The organism is Streptomyces sp. DG1A-41, assembly GCF_037055355.1.
Taxonomy (GTDB): domain Bacteria; phylum Actinomycetota; class Actinomycetes; order Streptomycetales; family Streptomycetaceae; genus Streptomyces.
In genome coordinates this window covers 1,231,760-1,246,594 of record NZ_CP146350.1, presented here as the reverse complement: position 1 = coordinate 1,246,594, position 14,835 = coordinate 1,231,760, and the positions used below count along the sequence as shown (strand labels likewise).

Below are 14,835 nucleotides of genomic sequence, written 5' to 3'. Positions count from 1 at the left end.
GAACAGACTGGTACTCCTCCTGAGGCCGTCGCAGAACCCAGGGAGTCACTCATGCCCGAGGCCCCGCGCCTGGACACCAGCACGCAACCGACCGACGAGGAACTGCGCACGCTGGACGCCCACTGGCGGGCCGCCAACTACCTGGCGGCCGGTCAGATCTACCTGCTGGCGAACCCCCTGCTGACCGAGCCGCTGCGGCCCGAGCACATCAAGCCGCGGCTGCTGGGCCACTGGGGCACCTCGCCCGGGCTCAACCTCGTCCACACGCACCTCAACCGGGTGATCAAGAACCGCGGGCTGGACGCGCTGTGCATCTGGGGCCCGGGCCACGGCGGCCCGTCGGTGCTGGCCAACTCCTGGCTGGAGGGCAGTTACAGCGAGAAGTACCCGGACGTGACACGGGACGCGCAGGGCATGGAGCTGCTGCTGCGGCAGTTCTCCTTCCCCGGCGGCGTGCCCAGCCACGTCGCCCCGGAGGTGCCCGGCTCGATCCACGAGGGCGGCGAACTCGGCTACTCCCTCGCCCACGCCTACGGCGCCGCCCTCGACCACCCCGGCCTGCTGGTCGCCTGCGTGATCGGCGACGGCGAGGCCGAGACCGGCCCGCTGGCCGGGTCCTGGCACGCCAACAAGTTCCTCGACCCCGTCCACGACGGTGCCGTCCTGCCGATCCTGCACCTCAACGGCTACAAGATCGCCAACCCGACGGTGCTGTCCCGCCTCCCGCAGTCCGAGCTCGACGCGCTCCTGCGCGGCTACGGCCACGAGCCGATCCACGTCAACGGCGACGACCCGGCCGCCGTCCACCGCGCGATGGCCCGGGCGATGGACACCGCGCTCGACCGCATCGCCGAGGCACAGCGCGCCGCCCGCGAGGAGGGCGTGACCGAGCGCCCGCACTGGCCGGTGATCGTGCTGCGCACCCCGAAGGGCTGGACCGGCCCGGCCGAGGTGGACGGCGAGCCGGTCGAAGGCACCTGGCGCTCCCACCAGGTGCCGCTGGCCGGCGTCCGTGACAACCCGGACCACCTGCGGCAACTGGAGGCCTGGCTGCGCTCCTACCGGCCCGAGGAACTGTTCGACGCCGAGGGCCGGCCGGTCGCGGACGTCCTCGCCTGCGTCCCCGAGGGCGGCAGGCGGCTCGGCGCCACCCCGTACGCCAACGGCGGGCTGCTCGTCCGCGACCTGCCGATCCCGTCCCTGGACGACTTCGCCGTCCCCGTCGACAAGCCGGGCACGACCCTGCACGAACCCACGCGCGTCCTCGGCGACCTCCTGGCCCAGGTCATGCGGGACACCGCCGACCGTCGTGACTTCCGCCTGGTCGGCCCGGACGAGACCGCCTCCAACCGGCTCCAGGCCGTCTTCGACGCCAGCGGCAAGGCCTGGCAGGCCGAGATACTCGACGTCGACGAGCACCTCGACCGGCACGGCCGGGTGATGGAGGTCCTCTCCGAACACCTCTGCCAGGGCTGGCTGGAGGGCTATCTGCTCACCGGCCGGCACGGGCTGTTCTCCTGCTACGAGGCGTTCGTGCACATCGTCGACTCGATGGTCAACCAGCACATCAAGTGGCTGCGCACCTCCCGGCGACTGCCGTGGCGCGTCCCCATCGCCTCCCTCAACTATCTGCTGACCTCGCACGTGTGGCGGCAGGACCACAACGGCTTCTCCCACCAGGATCCCGGCTTCGTCGACCACGTCCTCAACAAGAGCCCCGAGGTCGTCCGGGTCTACCTCCCGCCGGACGCCAACACCTTGCTGTCGGTGGCCGATCACGTGCTGCGCAGCCGCGACTACGTCAATGTCGTCGTGGCGGGCAAGCAGCCCTGCTTCGACTGGCTGTCGATGGACGAGGCCCGGGTCCACTGCGCCCGCGGCGCCGGCATCTGGGAGTGGGCCGGCACCGAGGACGGCTCCCGCGAACCCGACGTGGTGCTGGCCTGCGCCGGAGACGTCCCCACCCAGGAGACCCTGGCCGCCGCACACCTGCTGCGCCGGCACCTGCCCGAGCTGTCGGTCCGCGTGGTGAACGTCGTCGACCTCGCCCGGCTGCTGCCCCGCGAGGAACACCCGCACGGCATGAACGACTTCGAGTACGACGGCCTCTTCACCACCGACAAGCCGGTGATCTTCGCCTACCACGGCTACCCGTGGCTGATCCACCGCCTGGCCTACCGACGCAGCGGCCACCAGCACCTGCACGTGCGCGGCTACAAGGAGGCCGGCACCACCACCACGCCCTTCGACATGGTCGTCCGCAACGACCTCGACCGCTATCGCCTCGTCATGGACGTCATCGACCGCGTCCCGGGTCTCGCGGTGCGCGCCACGGGCGTACGCCAGCGCATGGCCGACGCCCGCACCCGGCACCACGCCTGGATCCGTGAGCACGGCACCGACCTGCCCGAGGTCGCCGAGTGGAACTGGAACGCCTGAGCCGCAGGGGACGTCTTGTCACCCGGTAGGCTTCCCGTGCTCGCAGGGAAGCACAGGGAAAGGATCCGGCGTTGCACGTCCAGGAGTGGCTCGAAACCGTACCCGCGGTCGCCGTCTACGCACTGGTGGGACTGGTCATCGGCCTGGAAAGCCTGGGCATCCCGCTGCCGGGCGAGATCATCCTGGTCTCCTCCGCGCTGCTGGCCTCCCAGAACGGCGCCATCGACCCCGTCGTCCTCGGCGCCACCGCCACGGCCGGCGCGATCATCGGCGACTCCATCGGCTATGCCATCGGCCGCAAGGGCGGCCGCCCCCTGCTGGCCTGGCTCGGAAAGAAGTTTCCCAAGCACTTCAGCGAGGGCCACATCGCCACCGCCGAGCGCTCCTTCGAGAAGTGGGGCATGTGGGCCGTCTTCTTCGGCCGCTTCGTCGCCCTCCTCCGCATCTTCGCGGGCCCGCTCGCCGGCGTCCTCCGCATGCCGTACTGGAAGTTCCTCATCGCCAACGTCCTCGGCGGCATCGTCTGGGCAGGCGGCACGACGGCGGTGATCTACTACGTCGGCATCGTCGCCGAATCCTGGCTGAAGCGCTTCTCGTGGCTGGGCCTGGTGGCGGCGGTCCTGGTCGGCCTCACGTCCATGCTGGTGCTCAAGCGCAAGGCGAAGAAGACCCAGCCCGTAACCGCCGCTGAGTGAGACGCCTTTCCGCTACGCATGCACCTCGCGGTGCGCCTTGGCCAACTCGGCGTACATCGTGCCGTTGAGGGTGATCCCCTGTCGCTCTTCCTCCGTCAACGGCCGCCTGACCTTGGCGGGCACACCGGCGACAAGCGACCCGGGCGGCACCTCCATACCCTGCGGCACCAGCGCCTGCGCGGCGACCAGAGACCCGGCCCCGATCACCGCCCCGTTCAAAACGGTCGCCCCCATCCCGATCAGACAGTCGTCCTCGACGGTCGCCCCGTGCACCACGGCGTTGTGACCGATGCTGACCCGCTCACCCACCGTCACAGGAAACCCCGGGTCGGCGTGCAGCGTGCAGTTGTCCTGGACGTTGCTGCTCGCACCGACCGAGATCGCCTCGACATCACCGCGCAGCACGGCCCCATACCAGACGCTCGTCCCCGCACCCAGCGTCACGCCCCCGATCACCGAAGCCGTCGGCGCCACGAACGCCTCCGGATCGACCTGCGGCTCCCTGCCGCCGATCCCCGTGATCATCGCCCGCTGTCCCATGCCCGCCTCCAGAACGTCGTAGACAACGCGCAAACCGTACGACACTCGGTGGGGCGAAGATCACAGGCCTCCAACGCCGCGGGGTGAGCTACCGCTGAGTACGGTGACCTCGTGCCGAAGCGCAAGAACACGTTCTCATCCTGGCGGCGCGGCCTCGCGCAGCGCGCCGTCCACGCGGGCTGGGCCTGGGTGCAGCGCACGGGTTCCGTGACGGCCGAACATCCCGGGCGCTACCGATTCGGCGCGATGGGAACAGGTACCAGGCTCGCCTTCCCGCTCGGCACGGTCTTCGGCGAACCCTGGATCCACGTGGGCGCCCACTGCATCATCGGCGAGCAGGTCACCCTCACCGCGGGGCTGATGCCCGACCTCGACCTCGGCCCGGACCCGATCCTGCGCATCGGGGACGGCGTCGTCCTGGGCCGCGGCAGCCACGTCATCGCGGACACGACGGTCACCATCGGCAGCGACTGCTACTTCGGTCCGTACGTCTACGTCACGTCCACGAACCACTCCTACGACGATCCGCACGAGCCCATCGGCAAGCAGTGGCCGCGGATGGAGCCGGTGGAGATCGGGCCCGGCTGCTGGATCGGCACGGGCGCGGTGATCCTTCCGGGTGCCCGGATCGGGCGGAACGTGGTGGTGGCAGCGGGCGCGGTCGTCCGGGGCCTGGTGCCCGATCACGCCGTGGTGGCGGGCGCTCCGGCGCGCGTCGTACGGCGCTGGACACCGGCCGACGGCTGGCAGCCGCCGCTGCGCACCCCGCCGCCGGTGCCCATACCGGAGGGCGTCACGTCCGAGCAGTTGTGCGCCCTGTCGGACCTGGACGAGGAGACGGCGGCCCGGCTCGCCGAGCTGGACGAGGAGGCGGCGGTCGGACTCGCCGAGCTGGAGCCGGGATCCTGACACACGCCGGCCGGCTCAGCCCGACGCCAGCAGAACCGTCCCCACCAGGGCCAGCCCCGCGCCCGCGGCCTGCACCGCCCGCAGCCGTTCGCGGAGCACTCCGCGCGCGGCCACGGCGGTCACCACCGGGTAGAGCGAGGCGAGCACGGCGGCGACGGTGACCGGGCCGTGCTGCGCGGCGATCGAGTAGGTGCCGTTCGCGGCGACGTCCGCGAGGCCGACGAAGGCCAGCGCCGGCACGGTGCGCCACGGGAAGCCGTCCGCCGGAAGGGCGGGCGCCCCGCGCCGCACCGACACGTACAGCGCCAGTCCGCCGGCGGCGACATTCGTCACCCGCTGCACGAACAGCGCGAGGAACAGTCCTGTGAGCGTGGTCGACGCCTCGGCGATGAGGGCCATCACCGCGCCGAAGCCGAAGGCCGCGAGGAGGGTCAGGGCGATGGCCTGGCGCTGGACGGGCGCGCCGCGGAACTGGGGACCGCCGGCCAGGCAGACACCGGCGACGGCGACCAGGATCCCGACGAACTGAAGCACGCCGGGACGCTCGCCCAGCACCAGGCCCACGCCGACCGGCACGGCCACCCCGATCGAGCCCAGCGGCGAGACCACACCCATCGGGCCCAGCGCGAGCGCCTTGTAGAAGGCGAGCATCGCCACCGGGCCGACCAGACCGGCGGCCACGGCGAACCACAGCTGAGGCCCCGCCTCGCTCCAGCCACCGGTCGCCGCCACGAGCACGCCCAGCACGACCACCGCGATCGACTGCGAGACCACGACCACCGTCAGCGCGGGCGTGCGCCGGGTCAGCAGTCCGCCACCGAAGTCGGCCAGTCCCCACAGCAGGCTGGTGGCCAGGGCGAAGAGCGCTGTCATGGGACGGATGCCTCGCAGTACAGTTCGGTGAACGACCAGGTCAATCACACCGTAGTGCAGTCGGTTGCACTATGTCATACAGAATATTGGACGGAATGTGTCGGACCTCGACCTGCTGACCCAGTCCCTGGCGCGCAGCGTCAAGCACTGGCGCGCGGTGCGCGGCTTCACGCTGGACGTGCTCGCCGCCCGGGCAGGCGTCAGCCGCGGCATGCTCATCCAGATCGAGCAGGCCCGCACCAACCCCAGCCTCGGCACCGTCGTCAAGATCGGCGACGCGCTCGGCATCAGCATCACCACCCTCCTCGACTACGAGCAGGGCCCGACGGTCCGCATCGTCCCCGCCGAGCAGGCCGTACGGCTGTGGCACACCGAGGCCGGCAGCTACAACCGGCTGCTCGCGGGCACCGAGGCGCCCGGCCCGCTGGAGATGTGGGACTGGCGGCTCATGCCCGGCGAGAGCAGCCAGTCCGACCCGCACCCCGCCGGCACGATGGAGCTGCTCCACGTCACGGCCGGGGAGCTGACGCTCACCGTCGACGGCGTGGAGCACCGCGTCCCCGCCGGCGCGAGCGTGTCCTTCGAGGCCAACCTCCCGCACACCTACGGCAACACCGGCGACGTGCCGATGGAGATGGTGATGGCCGTCTCGGTGCCGCCCGTGACCTGAGACGCCCGGGCCGAGGGCGGTCCGGTGTTGTTAGCGTGCCGCCATGCGCGCACCCATCGGACACTTCGACGACGCCCGTCCGGCCCCCGCCTGCCTCGACGAACTCACCGGCCCGGTCGCCGACGCCGTACGCCAGTGGCGCGGCAGCGTCCCCGCCGACCGGATCCTCTACGTCGACACCGACCCGCGGTGGGCCGACACCGCCACCTTCGTGGAGCACTACGGCCGTGACCTGCTGGAGCGGTCCGCGAACTGCGTGGTGGTCGCGGGCAAGCGCGGCGGCGAGACCACGCTCGCCGCGAGCGTCGTGCTGTCCACCACCCGGGTCGACGTCAACGGCGTCGTACGCCGCCGGCTCGGCGCCCGCAAGGCCTCGTTCGCCGCGATGGACACGGCGACCGGGGAGACCGGCATGGAGTACGGCGGCATCACACCGCTCGGACTGCCCGGCGGCTGGCCCGTGCTGGTGGACGCGGCCGTCGTCGACCTGCCGTACGTGCTGGTCGGCAGCGGCCGGCGGCGCGGCAAGCTGCTGGTACCGGGCAAGGCGTTCGCGGAACTGCCGGGCGCGGTGGTGCTGGAGGGGCTCGGGGTCGCCTGAGGGCAGGTCCTACGCCACCGCGTGGTGGGCGAGCGGCAGATGCGGGTCCGTCTCGCCGGGGGCCGGTTCCGGGTCGGCGTGGACCAGGGCGGCGGTGAGGCGGGGCACGGCGTGCAGCAGAGCGTGCTCGGCGTCGACGGCGACGCGATGGGCCTGGCGTACGGTCACGTCGCCGTCCACCACGACCGCGACCTCGGCGCGCAGCCGGTGACCGATCCAGCGCAGCCGCAGCTCGCCGACCCCGCGTACCCCGGCGACCTCGGTCAGTGCCCGCTCGGCCCGGTCCACCAGGGCCGGGTCGACCGCGTCCATCACCCGGCGGAACACCTCCCGCGCGGCGTCCCGCAGCACCAGCGCGATCGCCGCCGTGATCGCCAACCCGACGATCGGGTCGGCCAGTTGCCAGCCCAGGGCCGATCCGCCGGCGCCCAGCAGCACGGCCAGTGAGGTGAAACCGTCGGTGCGGGCGTGCAGTCCGTCGGCGACCAGCGCGGCCGAGCCGATCGCACGGCCGACGCGGATGCGGTAGCGGGCCACCCACTCGTTGCCCGCGAACCCGACGAGGGCGGCCACGGCGACCGCCGGGACGTGCTGGACCGGCCGCGGGTCGAGGAGACGGTCGAGCGCCGTCCATCCGGCGAAGGCCGCCGACGCGGCGATCGTCAGCACGATCACCAGGCCCGCCAGGTCCTCGGCCCGCCCGTAGCCATAGGTGAAGCGCCGGGTGGCCGCGCGCCGGCCCAGCACGAAGGCGATGCCGAGCGGCACGGCGGTCAGCGCGTCCGCGGCGTTGTGCACGGTGTCCCCGAGCAGCGCCACCGAGCCGGAGACGGCCACCACGATCGCCTGCGCCAGCGCCGTCACACCGAGCACCGCGAGTGAGACCCACAGCGCCCGCATCCCGCGAGCCGAGGACTCCAGGGCGGAGTCGACCTTGTCGGCCGTCTCGTGGGAGTGCGGGGTGAGGAGGTGGGAGAGGCGGTGGCGCAGGCCGGTGGGCGAGTGGTGGTGTGGGTGCTCGTGCGGGTCGCTCACGTGGGTCCCCTTCCGGTGCGTGCGAGTGGACGTGCCCACGCCCATGGCGCCATTATGTGCGTATGAGCGCACGCATGCACCTGTCACCTGCGCACGATGCGCATCCGCGCAGCCCCGGCGAGGAACAGTTCGCGCTCGCCGCCGAACTCCTCGCCCTGCTCGGCGACCGGACCCGCCTCGCCCTGCTGCACGCGCTGGCCGGGGGAGAGGCCGACGTCACGACCCTCACCGACGTGTGCGGGGCGGCTAGGCCCGCCGTCAGCCAGCACCTGGCGCGACTGCGTCTCGCGGGCCTGGTGACCACGCGGAAGGAAGGCCGCCGGGTGATCTACTCGCTCCGCGACGGCCATCTGCGCCGGCTCGTGGACGAGGCGCTGAACGTGGCCGACCACCGGCTCACCGACCGGCCCGTCCACGACTGAATCAGTACCGCGCGGCCGTCCCGAGGTACTGCTCGGCGAAGGCGGCGGCCGCCGCGGGCGAGGTGAACAGGCGGCGCAGCCGGGCGAGCGTGGTGCCCGCGCGGAACGGGTCGCCCGCCGCCGTGCCGTGGTACACCTCGGACAGCCACTGCGAGAACTCCTGGTAGTCCCACACCCGCCGCAGGCACGCCTGCGCGTAGCCGCCGAGGCCGCTGTCGTCCCCGCCGGTCAGGTGGGCCACCAGGGCGTCGCCGAGCAGGAAGGCGTCGTGCAGGGCGAGGTTCATGCCCTTGGCGGCGATGGGGGCGACCAGATGTGCCGCGTCACCGGCGAGGAAGAGCCGGCCGAACACCATCGGCTCGACCACGTAGTCGTGCATGTCCAGCACGCGCTTCTCAAGCAGCCGCCCCTCGGTCAGCGGCGGTGCGCCGGACGCCCCGAGCCGCTTGTGGAGCTCCGTCCAGACGCGCCCGTGCGGCCAGTTCTCCGGGTCGTCGCCCGGCGGGCACTGGAGGTAGTAGCGAGTCACCTCCGGGCTGCGGGGCATCTGCCCGGCGAACCCGTCGGCGTGGCAGCCGAACAGCACGCAGTCGGCGGACGGCGGCGCCTCCGCGAGCAGGGCCAGCCAGCCGATGCCGTAGTCGTGCCGCGCGACACGGATCCGCTCCGGCGGCAGGGAGGCCCGCGTCACGCCGCGCGCGCCGTCGCAGCCGGCCACGAAGTCGCAGTGCACGACCCGGTGTTCACCCGCCTCCGGGTCGGTGTACGACACCGACGGCAGGTCGGTGTCGATGTCGTGCACCTGTACGTCGCGGACCCCGAAGCGGATCTGCCCGCCGCGTACGTCGGCGTACTCGCGCACCAGGTCCGTCACCAGTAACGGCTGCGGATAGACGAAGTGCTGACTGCCCGTCAGCTCGCTGTAGGGGAACCGGTACCGCTCGCCGTCGAAGCGGAACTCGCACGCACGGTGCAACTCCGCGGTGTCCAGCAGATTCCGGGCGAGGCCCCGCTTCTCCAGGTTCCGCACGGCCCATTCCTCGATGACTCCGGCCCGGGGCCGCTGTTCGATGAACTCCCGGGTCTCGGTCTCCAGCACCAGGCAGTCCACCGACGCGGCCCGCAGGATGTTGCCGACGGCCAGTCCCGCGGGACCGGCGCCCACGACAACGACTGGGAGACGTTGCGGGGCGCCGGAGTCGGAAGGCGGGGAGGGCATGCGCTCATTATGGAGGCACCGGCCGCGCCTGGCCGGTGTCAGTGGACGGCCACCTCGGTGACGGCCACCTCCCCGATGCTCCGCTCGATCTCCTCCGGCCGGGACGCCGATGCCCGGGCCCAGTAGTAGATCCCCAGGGAGAAGACCGCGATGACCGCGATATCCCACCACATCCCGATGTGTCCCTGGCCGCCGAAACCGCCCTGCCAGGAGATGACGCCCATGCCCAGCAGGTAGACGGGCAGCCACTGGGCGGCCCGCCAGTCGAGCCGGGGCGCGTCGGGCAGGCCCTTGCGGGTGGCGTACCAGGCGTATCCGCCGAGCAGGACGTAACCGAGGACGATGGCCACCCCGAGGCGCCACAGCGTGTCCCAGGTCGACCAGTAGATGATGAGGTTGGCCACCACGAACGACAGCGGGGAGACGACGTTCCCGCCGGGCAGGCGGTAGGGGCGTTCGCGCTGCGGCAGCCGGTCGGCGAAGACGCCGTACGCCAGCGGGGCGCCCGCGTACATCAGCACGCTCGCCGAGGTGATGAAGCCCACCAGTTGCTGCCAGCTCGGGAACGGCAGGAAGCAGATCACGCCGGTCACGAAGGAGACGATCAGCCCGAACCACGGCACGCCGCGCGCGTCGGTGCGGGTGAAGATCTTCGGCGCGTAGCCGTTGCGGGCCAGGCCGTAGGAGACGCGGGAGGTGGCGGTGGTGTAGATCAGGCCGGTGCCGCCGGGGGAGACGACCGCGTCCAGATACAGCACCACGCTCAGCCAGCCGAGCCCCAGCAGGGTGGCCAGGCCCGCCCAAGGGCCGCTGATGCCGGGGTAGTCGAGCTTGGTCCAGCCGTGTGCGAAGGAAGCCAGCGGCAGGGCGGCGATGAAGACGATCTGGAGCAGGACGTAGATCGCGGCTCCGATGGCGACCGAGCCGAGCGTCGCGCGCGGCAGGTCACGGGCCGGGTCGCGGCTCTCGCCCGCCAGCTGGATCGCCTGCTCGAAGCCCAGCAGGGCGAAGATGATGCCGCTGGAACTGACGGCGCTCAGCACGCCGTGGGCGCCGAACGGGGCGAAGCCGTGTTCGGTGAAGTTGCCCGGGTGGAAGTTGCCGGCCGCGATGACGAAGATCGCGGCCAGCGGCACGGCCACCTTCCACCAGGTGGCGGCGCTGTTGGTGTGCGCCAGGATCCGCACCCCGAGGAAGTTGATCACGACGAACACGGCCATGAGGAGCACGGCGACGATGAACCCGCTCGTCGTCAGCGTCCCGTCCTTGGCGTGCTGGAAACCCTGCGCCCAGTGCCAGTGCCCGGCGTAGCCGATCATGGCCTCGACCTCGATCGGTGCCACGGTCGCCGCCTGGAGCCAGGAGAACCAGCCGAAGGACATGCCGGCGAGACCGCCGAACGCGTAGTGCGGATAGCGTGCCGTGCCGCCCGCGACCGGGAACATGCCGCCGAGTTCCGCGTGCACCAGGGCCAGCAGCACGATCCCGACCGCGCCGATGAGCCACGACAGGATGGCCGCCGGACCGGCCGCCACGACCGCCTTCTCGGCGCCGTACAACCAGCCGGATCCGATGATGGAACCGACCGACGCCCACATGAGCCCGATCAGTCCGACGTCCCGTCGCAGACCTCCCGTCGGGCCGTTTTTTACCATGACTTCTGGGGCCTCTCATAAAGAACTCGGGGAGTTCGGCGAGCAAGAGGCCTCAGGGTAGGAATCGATTTCCGGGTTGCGGAAGGCGGTTGTCTCAGCCTTGACCAGGGCGGGTAATTCCTGGAAAACGCATCGGGAATTCGTGACGCGGCGATGGGAAGGCCGTTGAAGTCACTGCCCGAGCCGGGGGATCTCGATCGCCGGGCAGCGGTCCATCACCATCTCCAGACCCGCGGCGCGGGTCCGGTCGTACGCCGCCTCGTCGAGGACGCCGAGCTGGAACCACACGGCCTTCGCGCCCTTCGCGACCGCCTCGTCCGCGATCGCTCCGGCGAGATCGCTGTTCACGAACACGTCCACGACGTCCACGTCGAAGGGGATGTCCGCCAGGCTCGCGTACCCCTGCTCGCCGTGCACCGTCTCCGCCTTCGGATGCACGGGCACGACGCGCTTGCCGTAGCGCTGGAGCACGGCGGCGACGCCGTACGCCGCGCGCTGCCGGTTCGACGACAGGCCCGCCACGGCCCAGGTGTCGCCGAGCTCGGTGAGGATCCTGCGGACCGTTGCCTCGTCGCCGTACACCGGCGGCCTCCTCGGACGTCACGGAAGAACTGCTGTCCGTGCAACGGCGCGAGGTGGCCGGTGATTCCCCCCGCGCCCTCCGTGATAGCTTGCCGAAGCCAGTCGAACCCATGTACGTGGGTCAGGGAATCCGGTGCGAATCCGGAACTGACGCGCAGCGGTGAGGGGGACGGGCGGGGCCTCGGCCACTGGACGGCGTGTGTGACGTCCGGGAAGGCGCTCCGCACCGGACGAACCCGAGTCCGAAGACCTGCTGGCGGCCCCCGCGGCCGTTCGCGGCGGGGGAGCACCGTACGACCGGGCTCCGCGATCGAGCCCTCGACGACTGAGGACTGGTTTCCGTGCCCCTCGCCCGACCCGCCCGTGCCGCCGTCCTGCTCACGGCCGGCTCCCTGCTCCTGACCGGCTGCGGCGACTCGAAGGCCACCACCACGAAAGCCGCCGTCACGCTCGACAACTGCGGCCACGAGGTGCGCGTCGGCGCCGCGCCGCGGCACGCCGTCTCCCTCAACCAGGGCACCACCGAGATCCTGCTCTCCCTCGGCCTCGCCGACCGCCTCGCGGGCACGGCCACCTGGACGGACCCCGTGATGAAGGGGCTGGCGAAGGCCAACGCCAAGGTGCCGCGCATCGCCGAGAACAACCCGTCCTTCGAACGGGTCCTGGACGCCGCCCCCGACTTCGTCGCCGCCTCCTTCGTCTCCACGCTCGGCAAGGGCGGCGTCGCCACCCGCGAGCAGTTCGAGAAGCTCGGCGTGCCCACGTACGTCTCCCCGTCGGACTGCGCCGGCAAGGACAACTCCGGGGGCGGTGACGGCGTGCGCGACAAGGCGCTGGGCATCGACACCGTCTACGGCGAAGTGCGCGACCTGGCCACCGTGTTCGGCGTGAAGGAACGGGGCGACGAGCTCGTGGCCTCCCTCCAGCGGCGCATGGCGAAGGCCACGCTGGGCATCGACGCCTCCGACGTCACCCTCCTGTACTGGTTCGCCAACTCCGAGTCCCCCTACGTGGCGGGCTGTTGCGGAGCGCCCGGCATCATCACGCGGGCGCTCGGCGCGAAGAACGTCTTCGACGACACGCACGAGGAGTGGCCGCAGGTCAACTGGGAGACGGTCGCCGACCGCGACCCCGACGTCCTCGTCATCGGTGACCTGACCCGCAAGTCGCAGACCGCCGAGTCGGCCGCGAAGAAGATCGCCTTCCTGGAGTCCAACCCGGTCACCAGGAACATGGACGCGGTCAAGCACAAGCGGTACGTGCTGCTCAGCGGGCAGGCCATGAACCCGACCATCCGCACGGTCGAGGGTGTGGAACAGGTCGCCGCCGGACTGCGCGAGTTCGGGCTCGTGAAGTGACCGTCCGCGGGCTCGCGCTCGGTGCCGGAGGGGCCCTGCTGCTGGCCGTCTCCCTGGCCCTGGCGATCACCATCGGCCCGGCCGACATCCGGGTCGCCGACGTCTGGTCCGTCGTCGCGGCGCACCTCTCCCTCGGCGCCTCGGACCTGACGCCGATCCGCGACGGGATCGTCTGGCAGCTGCGGCTGCCGCGCACCCTGCTCGCCGCCGTGTGCGGGGCCGGACTGGCCGTGTGCGGGGCGGTGATGCAGTCGCTGCTGCGCAACCCGCTCGCCGACCCGTTCGTGCTCGGGGTGTCCTCCGGCGCCTCCACCGGCGCGGTCGTGGTCGTCGTCCTGGGCGTGGGCGGCGGTGCCGTCTCGGTCTCCGCGGGCGCGTTCCTCGGCGCCCTGGTGTCCTTCGCGCTGGTGCTGCTGCTCAGCCACACCCTCGGCGGCACCACCGACCGGGTCGTCCTCGCAGGCGTCGCCGCCATGCAGCTCTTCTCCGCGCTCACCTCGTTCGTCGTGATGACCGCCGCCGACGCCGAGACGACCCGGGGCGTGCTGTTCTGGCTCCTCGGCTCGCTCGGCGGCGCCGGCTGGACCGATGTGTGGCTGTGCCTGGCCGTCCTGGCCGTGACGCTGGTGGTCTGCCTGTCGTACGCCCGTACCCTCGACGCCTTCGCCTTCGGGCAGGACGCGGCGGCCGCGCTCGGGGTGTCCGTGGCCCGCACCCGGCTGGTGCTGCTGTGCGTCACGGCCCTGCTCACGGCCGCGCTGGTCAGCTCTGCCGGGGCGATCGGCTTCGTCGGGCTGGTCCTGCCGCACGCGGCGCGGGCCTTGGCCGGTCCCGGGCATGTCCGGCTGCTGCCGGTCACCGCGCTCGCCGGTGCGGTGTTCCTGGTGTGGGTGGACACGCTGGCCCGTACGGTGCTGGATCCGCAGGAGGTGCCGGTGGGAGTCGTGACGTCGCTGATCGGGGTGCCGGCGTTCGTGGCGGTGCTGTACCGGACGCGGAGGGTGCGATGAGCGGGGCGGGGGCGGGGGCGGGGGTGAGCGGTGCCGGGCTGCGGGCCGAGCGGGTCGGTCGCCGTGCCGGCGGGCGCATCGTCCTCGACGGTGTCGTCCTCGCGCCGGAGACCGGCTCCACCGTCGGTGTCCTCGGCCCCAACGGCTCCGGCAAGTCCACGCTGCTGCGACTGCTGGCCGGGCTGCTCACGCCGACCGCCGGAGTCGTCACCCTCGACGGCACACCGCTGGGCGACCTGCCCCGCCGTGCCGTCGCCCGCCGGCTCGCCACGGTCGAGCAGCAGGCCGACACACAGGTCGAGTTGACGGTCGCGGACGTCGTACGGCTGGGCCGCGTTCCGCACCGCCGTGCCTGGACACCGACGTCGCCGGACGACGAGCGAGCGGTGCGCGGCGCCCTGGAGCGCACCGGCCTCGCCGACCGCGCCGACCAGCCCTGGCACACCCTCTCGGGCGGCGAGCGCCAAAGGGTGCAGATCGCCCGCGCGCTCGCCCAGGAACCCCGCGAACTCCTCCTGGACGAACCCACCAACCACCTCGACATCCACCACCAGCTCGACCTGCTCGCCCTGATCACCGGCCTGCCGGTCACCACCGTCGTCGCCCTGCACGACCTCAACCTCGCGGCGATGTACTGCGACCAGGTCGTCGTCCTGAGCGGAGGGCGGGTCGTGGCCGGTGGCGCCCCGGCCGACGTCCTGACGGAGAAACTCATCGCCGAGGTGTACGGGGTGCGGGCCGCCGTCAGCCGTGAGGGCCCCGAGCAGCGGCCTCACGTGCGGTTCCTGGGGACGCTGGGCTGAGCGGGGGCGGGGGCGGGGGCAGGG

The 14,835-nt window shown here is 72.0% G+C and carries 15 protein-coding genes and 1 riboswitch; of the genes, 9 read left to right on the top strand and 6 right to left on the bottom strand.

Translation table 11 applies throughout. From position 1 onward, the window contains the following. Window positions 1–51 precede the first annotated feature (51 nt). Together V8690_RS05915 and V8690_RS05910 are read left to right on the top strand one after the other, a co-directional pair. The gene (locus V8690_RS05915) at window positions 52–2,439 is read left to right on the top strand and encodes a phosphoketolase family protein (protein ID WP_338776257.1); all 2,388 of its coding nucleotides are present in this window, start codon (window positions 52–54) and stop codon (window positions 2,437–2,439) included. Window positions 2,440–2,510: 71 nt separating this feature from the next. Continuing rightward, window positions 2,511–3,134 carry a DedA family protein gene (locus tag V8690_RS05910; protein WP_338776256.1) on the top strand — a complete coding sequence of 208 codons (624 nt, stop codon included), beginning with the start codon at window positions 2,511–2,513 and terminating at the stop codon, window positions 3,132–3,134. Between the two features lie 12 nt (window positions 3,135–3,146). Here V8690_RS05910 and V8690_RS05905 read toward each other — a convergent pair whose 3' ends face one another. Continuing rightward, the gene (locus tag V8690_RS05905; RefSeq protein ID WP_338776255.1) at window positions 3,147–3,674 is read right to left on the bottom strand and encodes a gamma carbonic anhydrase family protein; all 528 of its coding nucleotides are present in this window, start codon (window positions 3,672–3,674) and stop codon (window positions 3,147–3,149) included. A 111-nt stretch (window positions 3,675–3,785) separates the two neighbouring features. Here V8690_RS05905 and V8690_RS05900 point away from each other — a divergent pair, with 111 nt between their 5' ends. After that, window positions 3,786–4,583, top strand: coding sequence for an acyltransferase (locus tag V8690_RS05900; RefSeq protein ID WP_338776254.1), 798 nt, complete (start codon window positions 3,786–3,788; stop codon window positions 4,581–4,583). A gap of 15 nt (window positions 4,584–4,598) precedes the next feature. On the opposite strand, the gene V8690_RS05895 is transcribed toward V8690_RS05900, so the two are convergent. Then, window positions 4,599–5,456 (bottom strand): DMT family transporter, encoded by an 858-nt coding sequence (locus V8690_RS05895; protein WP_338776253.1) that lies wholly within the window; start codon window positions 5,454–5,456, stop codon window positions 4,599–4,601. A 97-nt stretch (window positions 5,457–5,553) separates the two neighbouring features. Between V8690_RS05895 and V8690_RS05890 the strand changes: the two genes are divergently transcribed. Together V8690_RS05890 and V8690_RS05885 are read left to right on the top strand one after the other, a co-directional pair. Beyond that, window positions 5,554–6,126 (top strand): XRE family transcriptional regulator, encoded by a 573-nt coding sequence (locus V8690_RS05890; protein WP_338776252.1) that lies wholly within the window; start codon window positions 5,554–5,556, stop codon window positions 6,124–6,126. Window positions 6,127–6,169: 43 nt separating this feature from the next. Continuing rightward, entirely contained in the window at window positions 6,170–6,727 is a 558-nt protein-coding gene (locus V8690_RS05885; RefSeq protein WP_338776251.1) for a YbaK/EbsC family protein, read from the top strand. Between the two features lie 9 nt (window positions 6,728–6,736). Here V8690_RS05885 and V8690_RS05880 read toward each other — a convergent pair whose 3' ends face one another. Continuing rightward, a complete protein-coding gene (locus tag V8690_RS05880) occupies window positions 6,737–7,762 on the bottom strand; it encodes a cation diffusion facilitator family transporter (protein WP_338776250.1) in 1,026 nt (341 codons plus the stop codon). Between the two features lie 62 nt (window positions 7,763–7,824). On the opposite strand from V8690_RS05880, the gene V8690_RS05875 reads away from it, so the two are divergent. Beyond that, on the top strand, window positions 7,825–8,184 hold the full coding sequence (locus tag V8690_RS05875; protein ID WP_338776249.1) for a metalloregulator ArsR/SmtB family transcription factor: 360 nt from the start codon (window positions 7,825–7,827) through the stop codon (window positions 8,182–8,184). 1 nt (window position 8,185) lies between these two features. Here the strand turns inward: V8690_RS05875 and V8690_RS05870 are convergent, their stop codons facing one another. The 3 genes from V8690_RS05870 to V8690_RS05860 all read right to left on the bottom strand — a co-directional run bounded on the left by V8690_RS05870 (window position 8,186) and on the right by V8690_RS05860 (window position 11,640). After that, window positions 8,186–9,403, bottom strand: a complete 1,218-nt coding sequence (locus tag V8690_RS05870; RefSeq protein ID WP_338776248.1) for a 4-hydroxybenzoate 3-monooxygenase — start codon at window positions 9,401–9,403, stop codon at window positions 8,186–8,188. A gap of 38 nt (window positions 9,404–9,441) precedes the next feature. Continuing rightward, window positions 9,442–11,058, bottom strand: a complete 1,617-nt coding sequence (locus tag V8690_RS05865; protein ID WP_338776247.1) for an APC family permease — start codon at window positions 11,056–11,058, stop codon at window positions 9,442–9,444. Window positions 11,059–11,229: 171 nt separating this feature from the next. Then, the gene (locus V8690_RS05860) at window positions 11,230–11,640 is read right to left on the bottom strand and encodes a CoA-binding protein (protein ID WP_338776246.1); all 411 of its coding nucleotides are present in this window, start codon (window positions 11,638–11,640) and stop codon (window positions 11,230–11,232) included. 82 nt (window positions 11,641–11,722) lie between these two features. Beyond that, window positions 11,723–11,913, top strand: a riboswitch (cobalamin riboswitch). A 68-nt stretch (window positions 11,914–11,981) separates the two neighbouring features. On the opposite strand from V8690_RS05860, the gene V8690_RS05855 reads away from it, so the two are divergent. The 3 genes from V8690_RS05855 to V8690_RS05845 are packed head-to-tail and all read left to right on the top strand — an operon-like array spanning window position 11,982 to window position 14,811. Next, on the top strand, window positions 11,982–12,998 hold the full coding sequence (locus V8690_RS05855; protein WP_338776245.1) for an ABC transporter substrate-binding protein: 1,017 nt from the start codon (window positions 11,982–11,984) through the stop codon (window positions 12,996–12,998). Then, window positions 12,995–14,008, top strand: coding sequence for an iron chelate uptake ABC transporter family permease subunit (locus tag V8690_RS05850; protein ID WP_338776244.1), 1,014 nt, complete (start codon window positions 12,995–12,997; stop codon window positions 14,006–14,008). Before V8690_RS05855 ends, V8690_RS05850 begins: the two co-directional genes overlap by 4 nt. Then, window positions 14,005–14,811 carry an ABC transporter ATP-binding protein gene (locus tag V8690_RS05845; RefSeq protein ID WP_338776243.1) on the top strand — a complete coding sequence of 269 codons (807 nt, stop codon included), beginning with the start codon at window positions 14,005–14,007 and terminating at the stop codon, window positions 14,809–14,811. Before V8690_RS05850 ends, V8690_RS05845 begins: the two co-directional genes overlap by 4 nt. Window positions 14,812–14,835: the final 24 nt, after the last annotated feature.

What these genes read in the sequence shown, in the direction of transcription:
- V8690_RS05885 (WP_338776251.1), top strand. Translation starts at nt 6,170, where the DNA reads ATGCGCGCACCCATCGGACACTTCGACGACGCCCGTCCGGCCCCCGCC.
- V8690_RS05915 (WP_338776257.1), top strand. Translation starts at nt 52, where the DNA reads ATGCCCGAGGCCCCGCGCCTGGACACCAGCACGCAACCGACCGACGAG.
- V8690_RS05895 (WP_338776253.1), bottom strand. Translation starts at nt 5,456, where the DNA reads ATGACAGCGCTCTTCGCCCTGGCCACCAGCCTGCTGTGGGGACTGGCC.
- V8690_RS05875 (WP_338776249.1), top strand. Translation starts at nt 7,825, where the DNA reads ATGAGCGCACGCATGCACCTGTCACCTGCGCACGATGCGCATCCGCGC.
- V8690_RS05905 (WP_338776255.1), bottom strand. Translation starts at nt 3,674, where the DNA reads ATGGGACAGCGGGCGATGATCACGGGGATCGGCGGCAGGGAGCCGCAG.
- V8690_RS05865 (WP_338776247.1), bottom strand. Translation starts at nt 11,058, where the DNA reads ATGGTAAAAAACGGCCCGACGGGAGGTCTGCGACGGGACGTCGGACTG.
- V8690_RS05845 (WP_338776243.1), top strand. Translation starts at nt 14,005, where the DNA reads ATGAGCGGGGCGGGGGCGGGGGCGGGGGTGAGCGGTGCCGGGCTGCGG.
- V8690_RS05870 (WP_338776248.1), bottom strand. Translation starts at nt 9,403, where the DNA reads ATGCCCTCCCCGCCTTCCGACTCCGGCGCCCCGCAACGTCTCCCAGTC.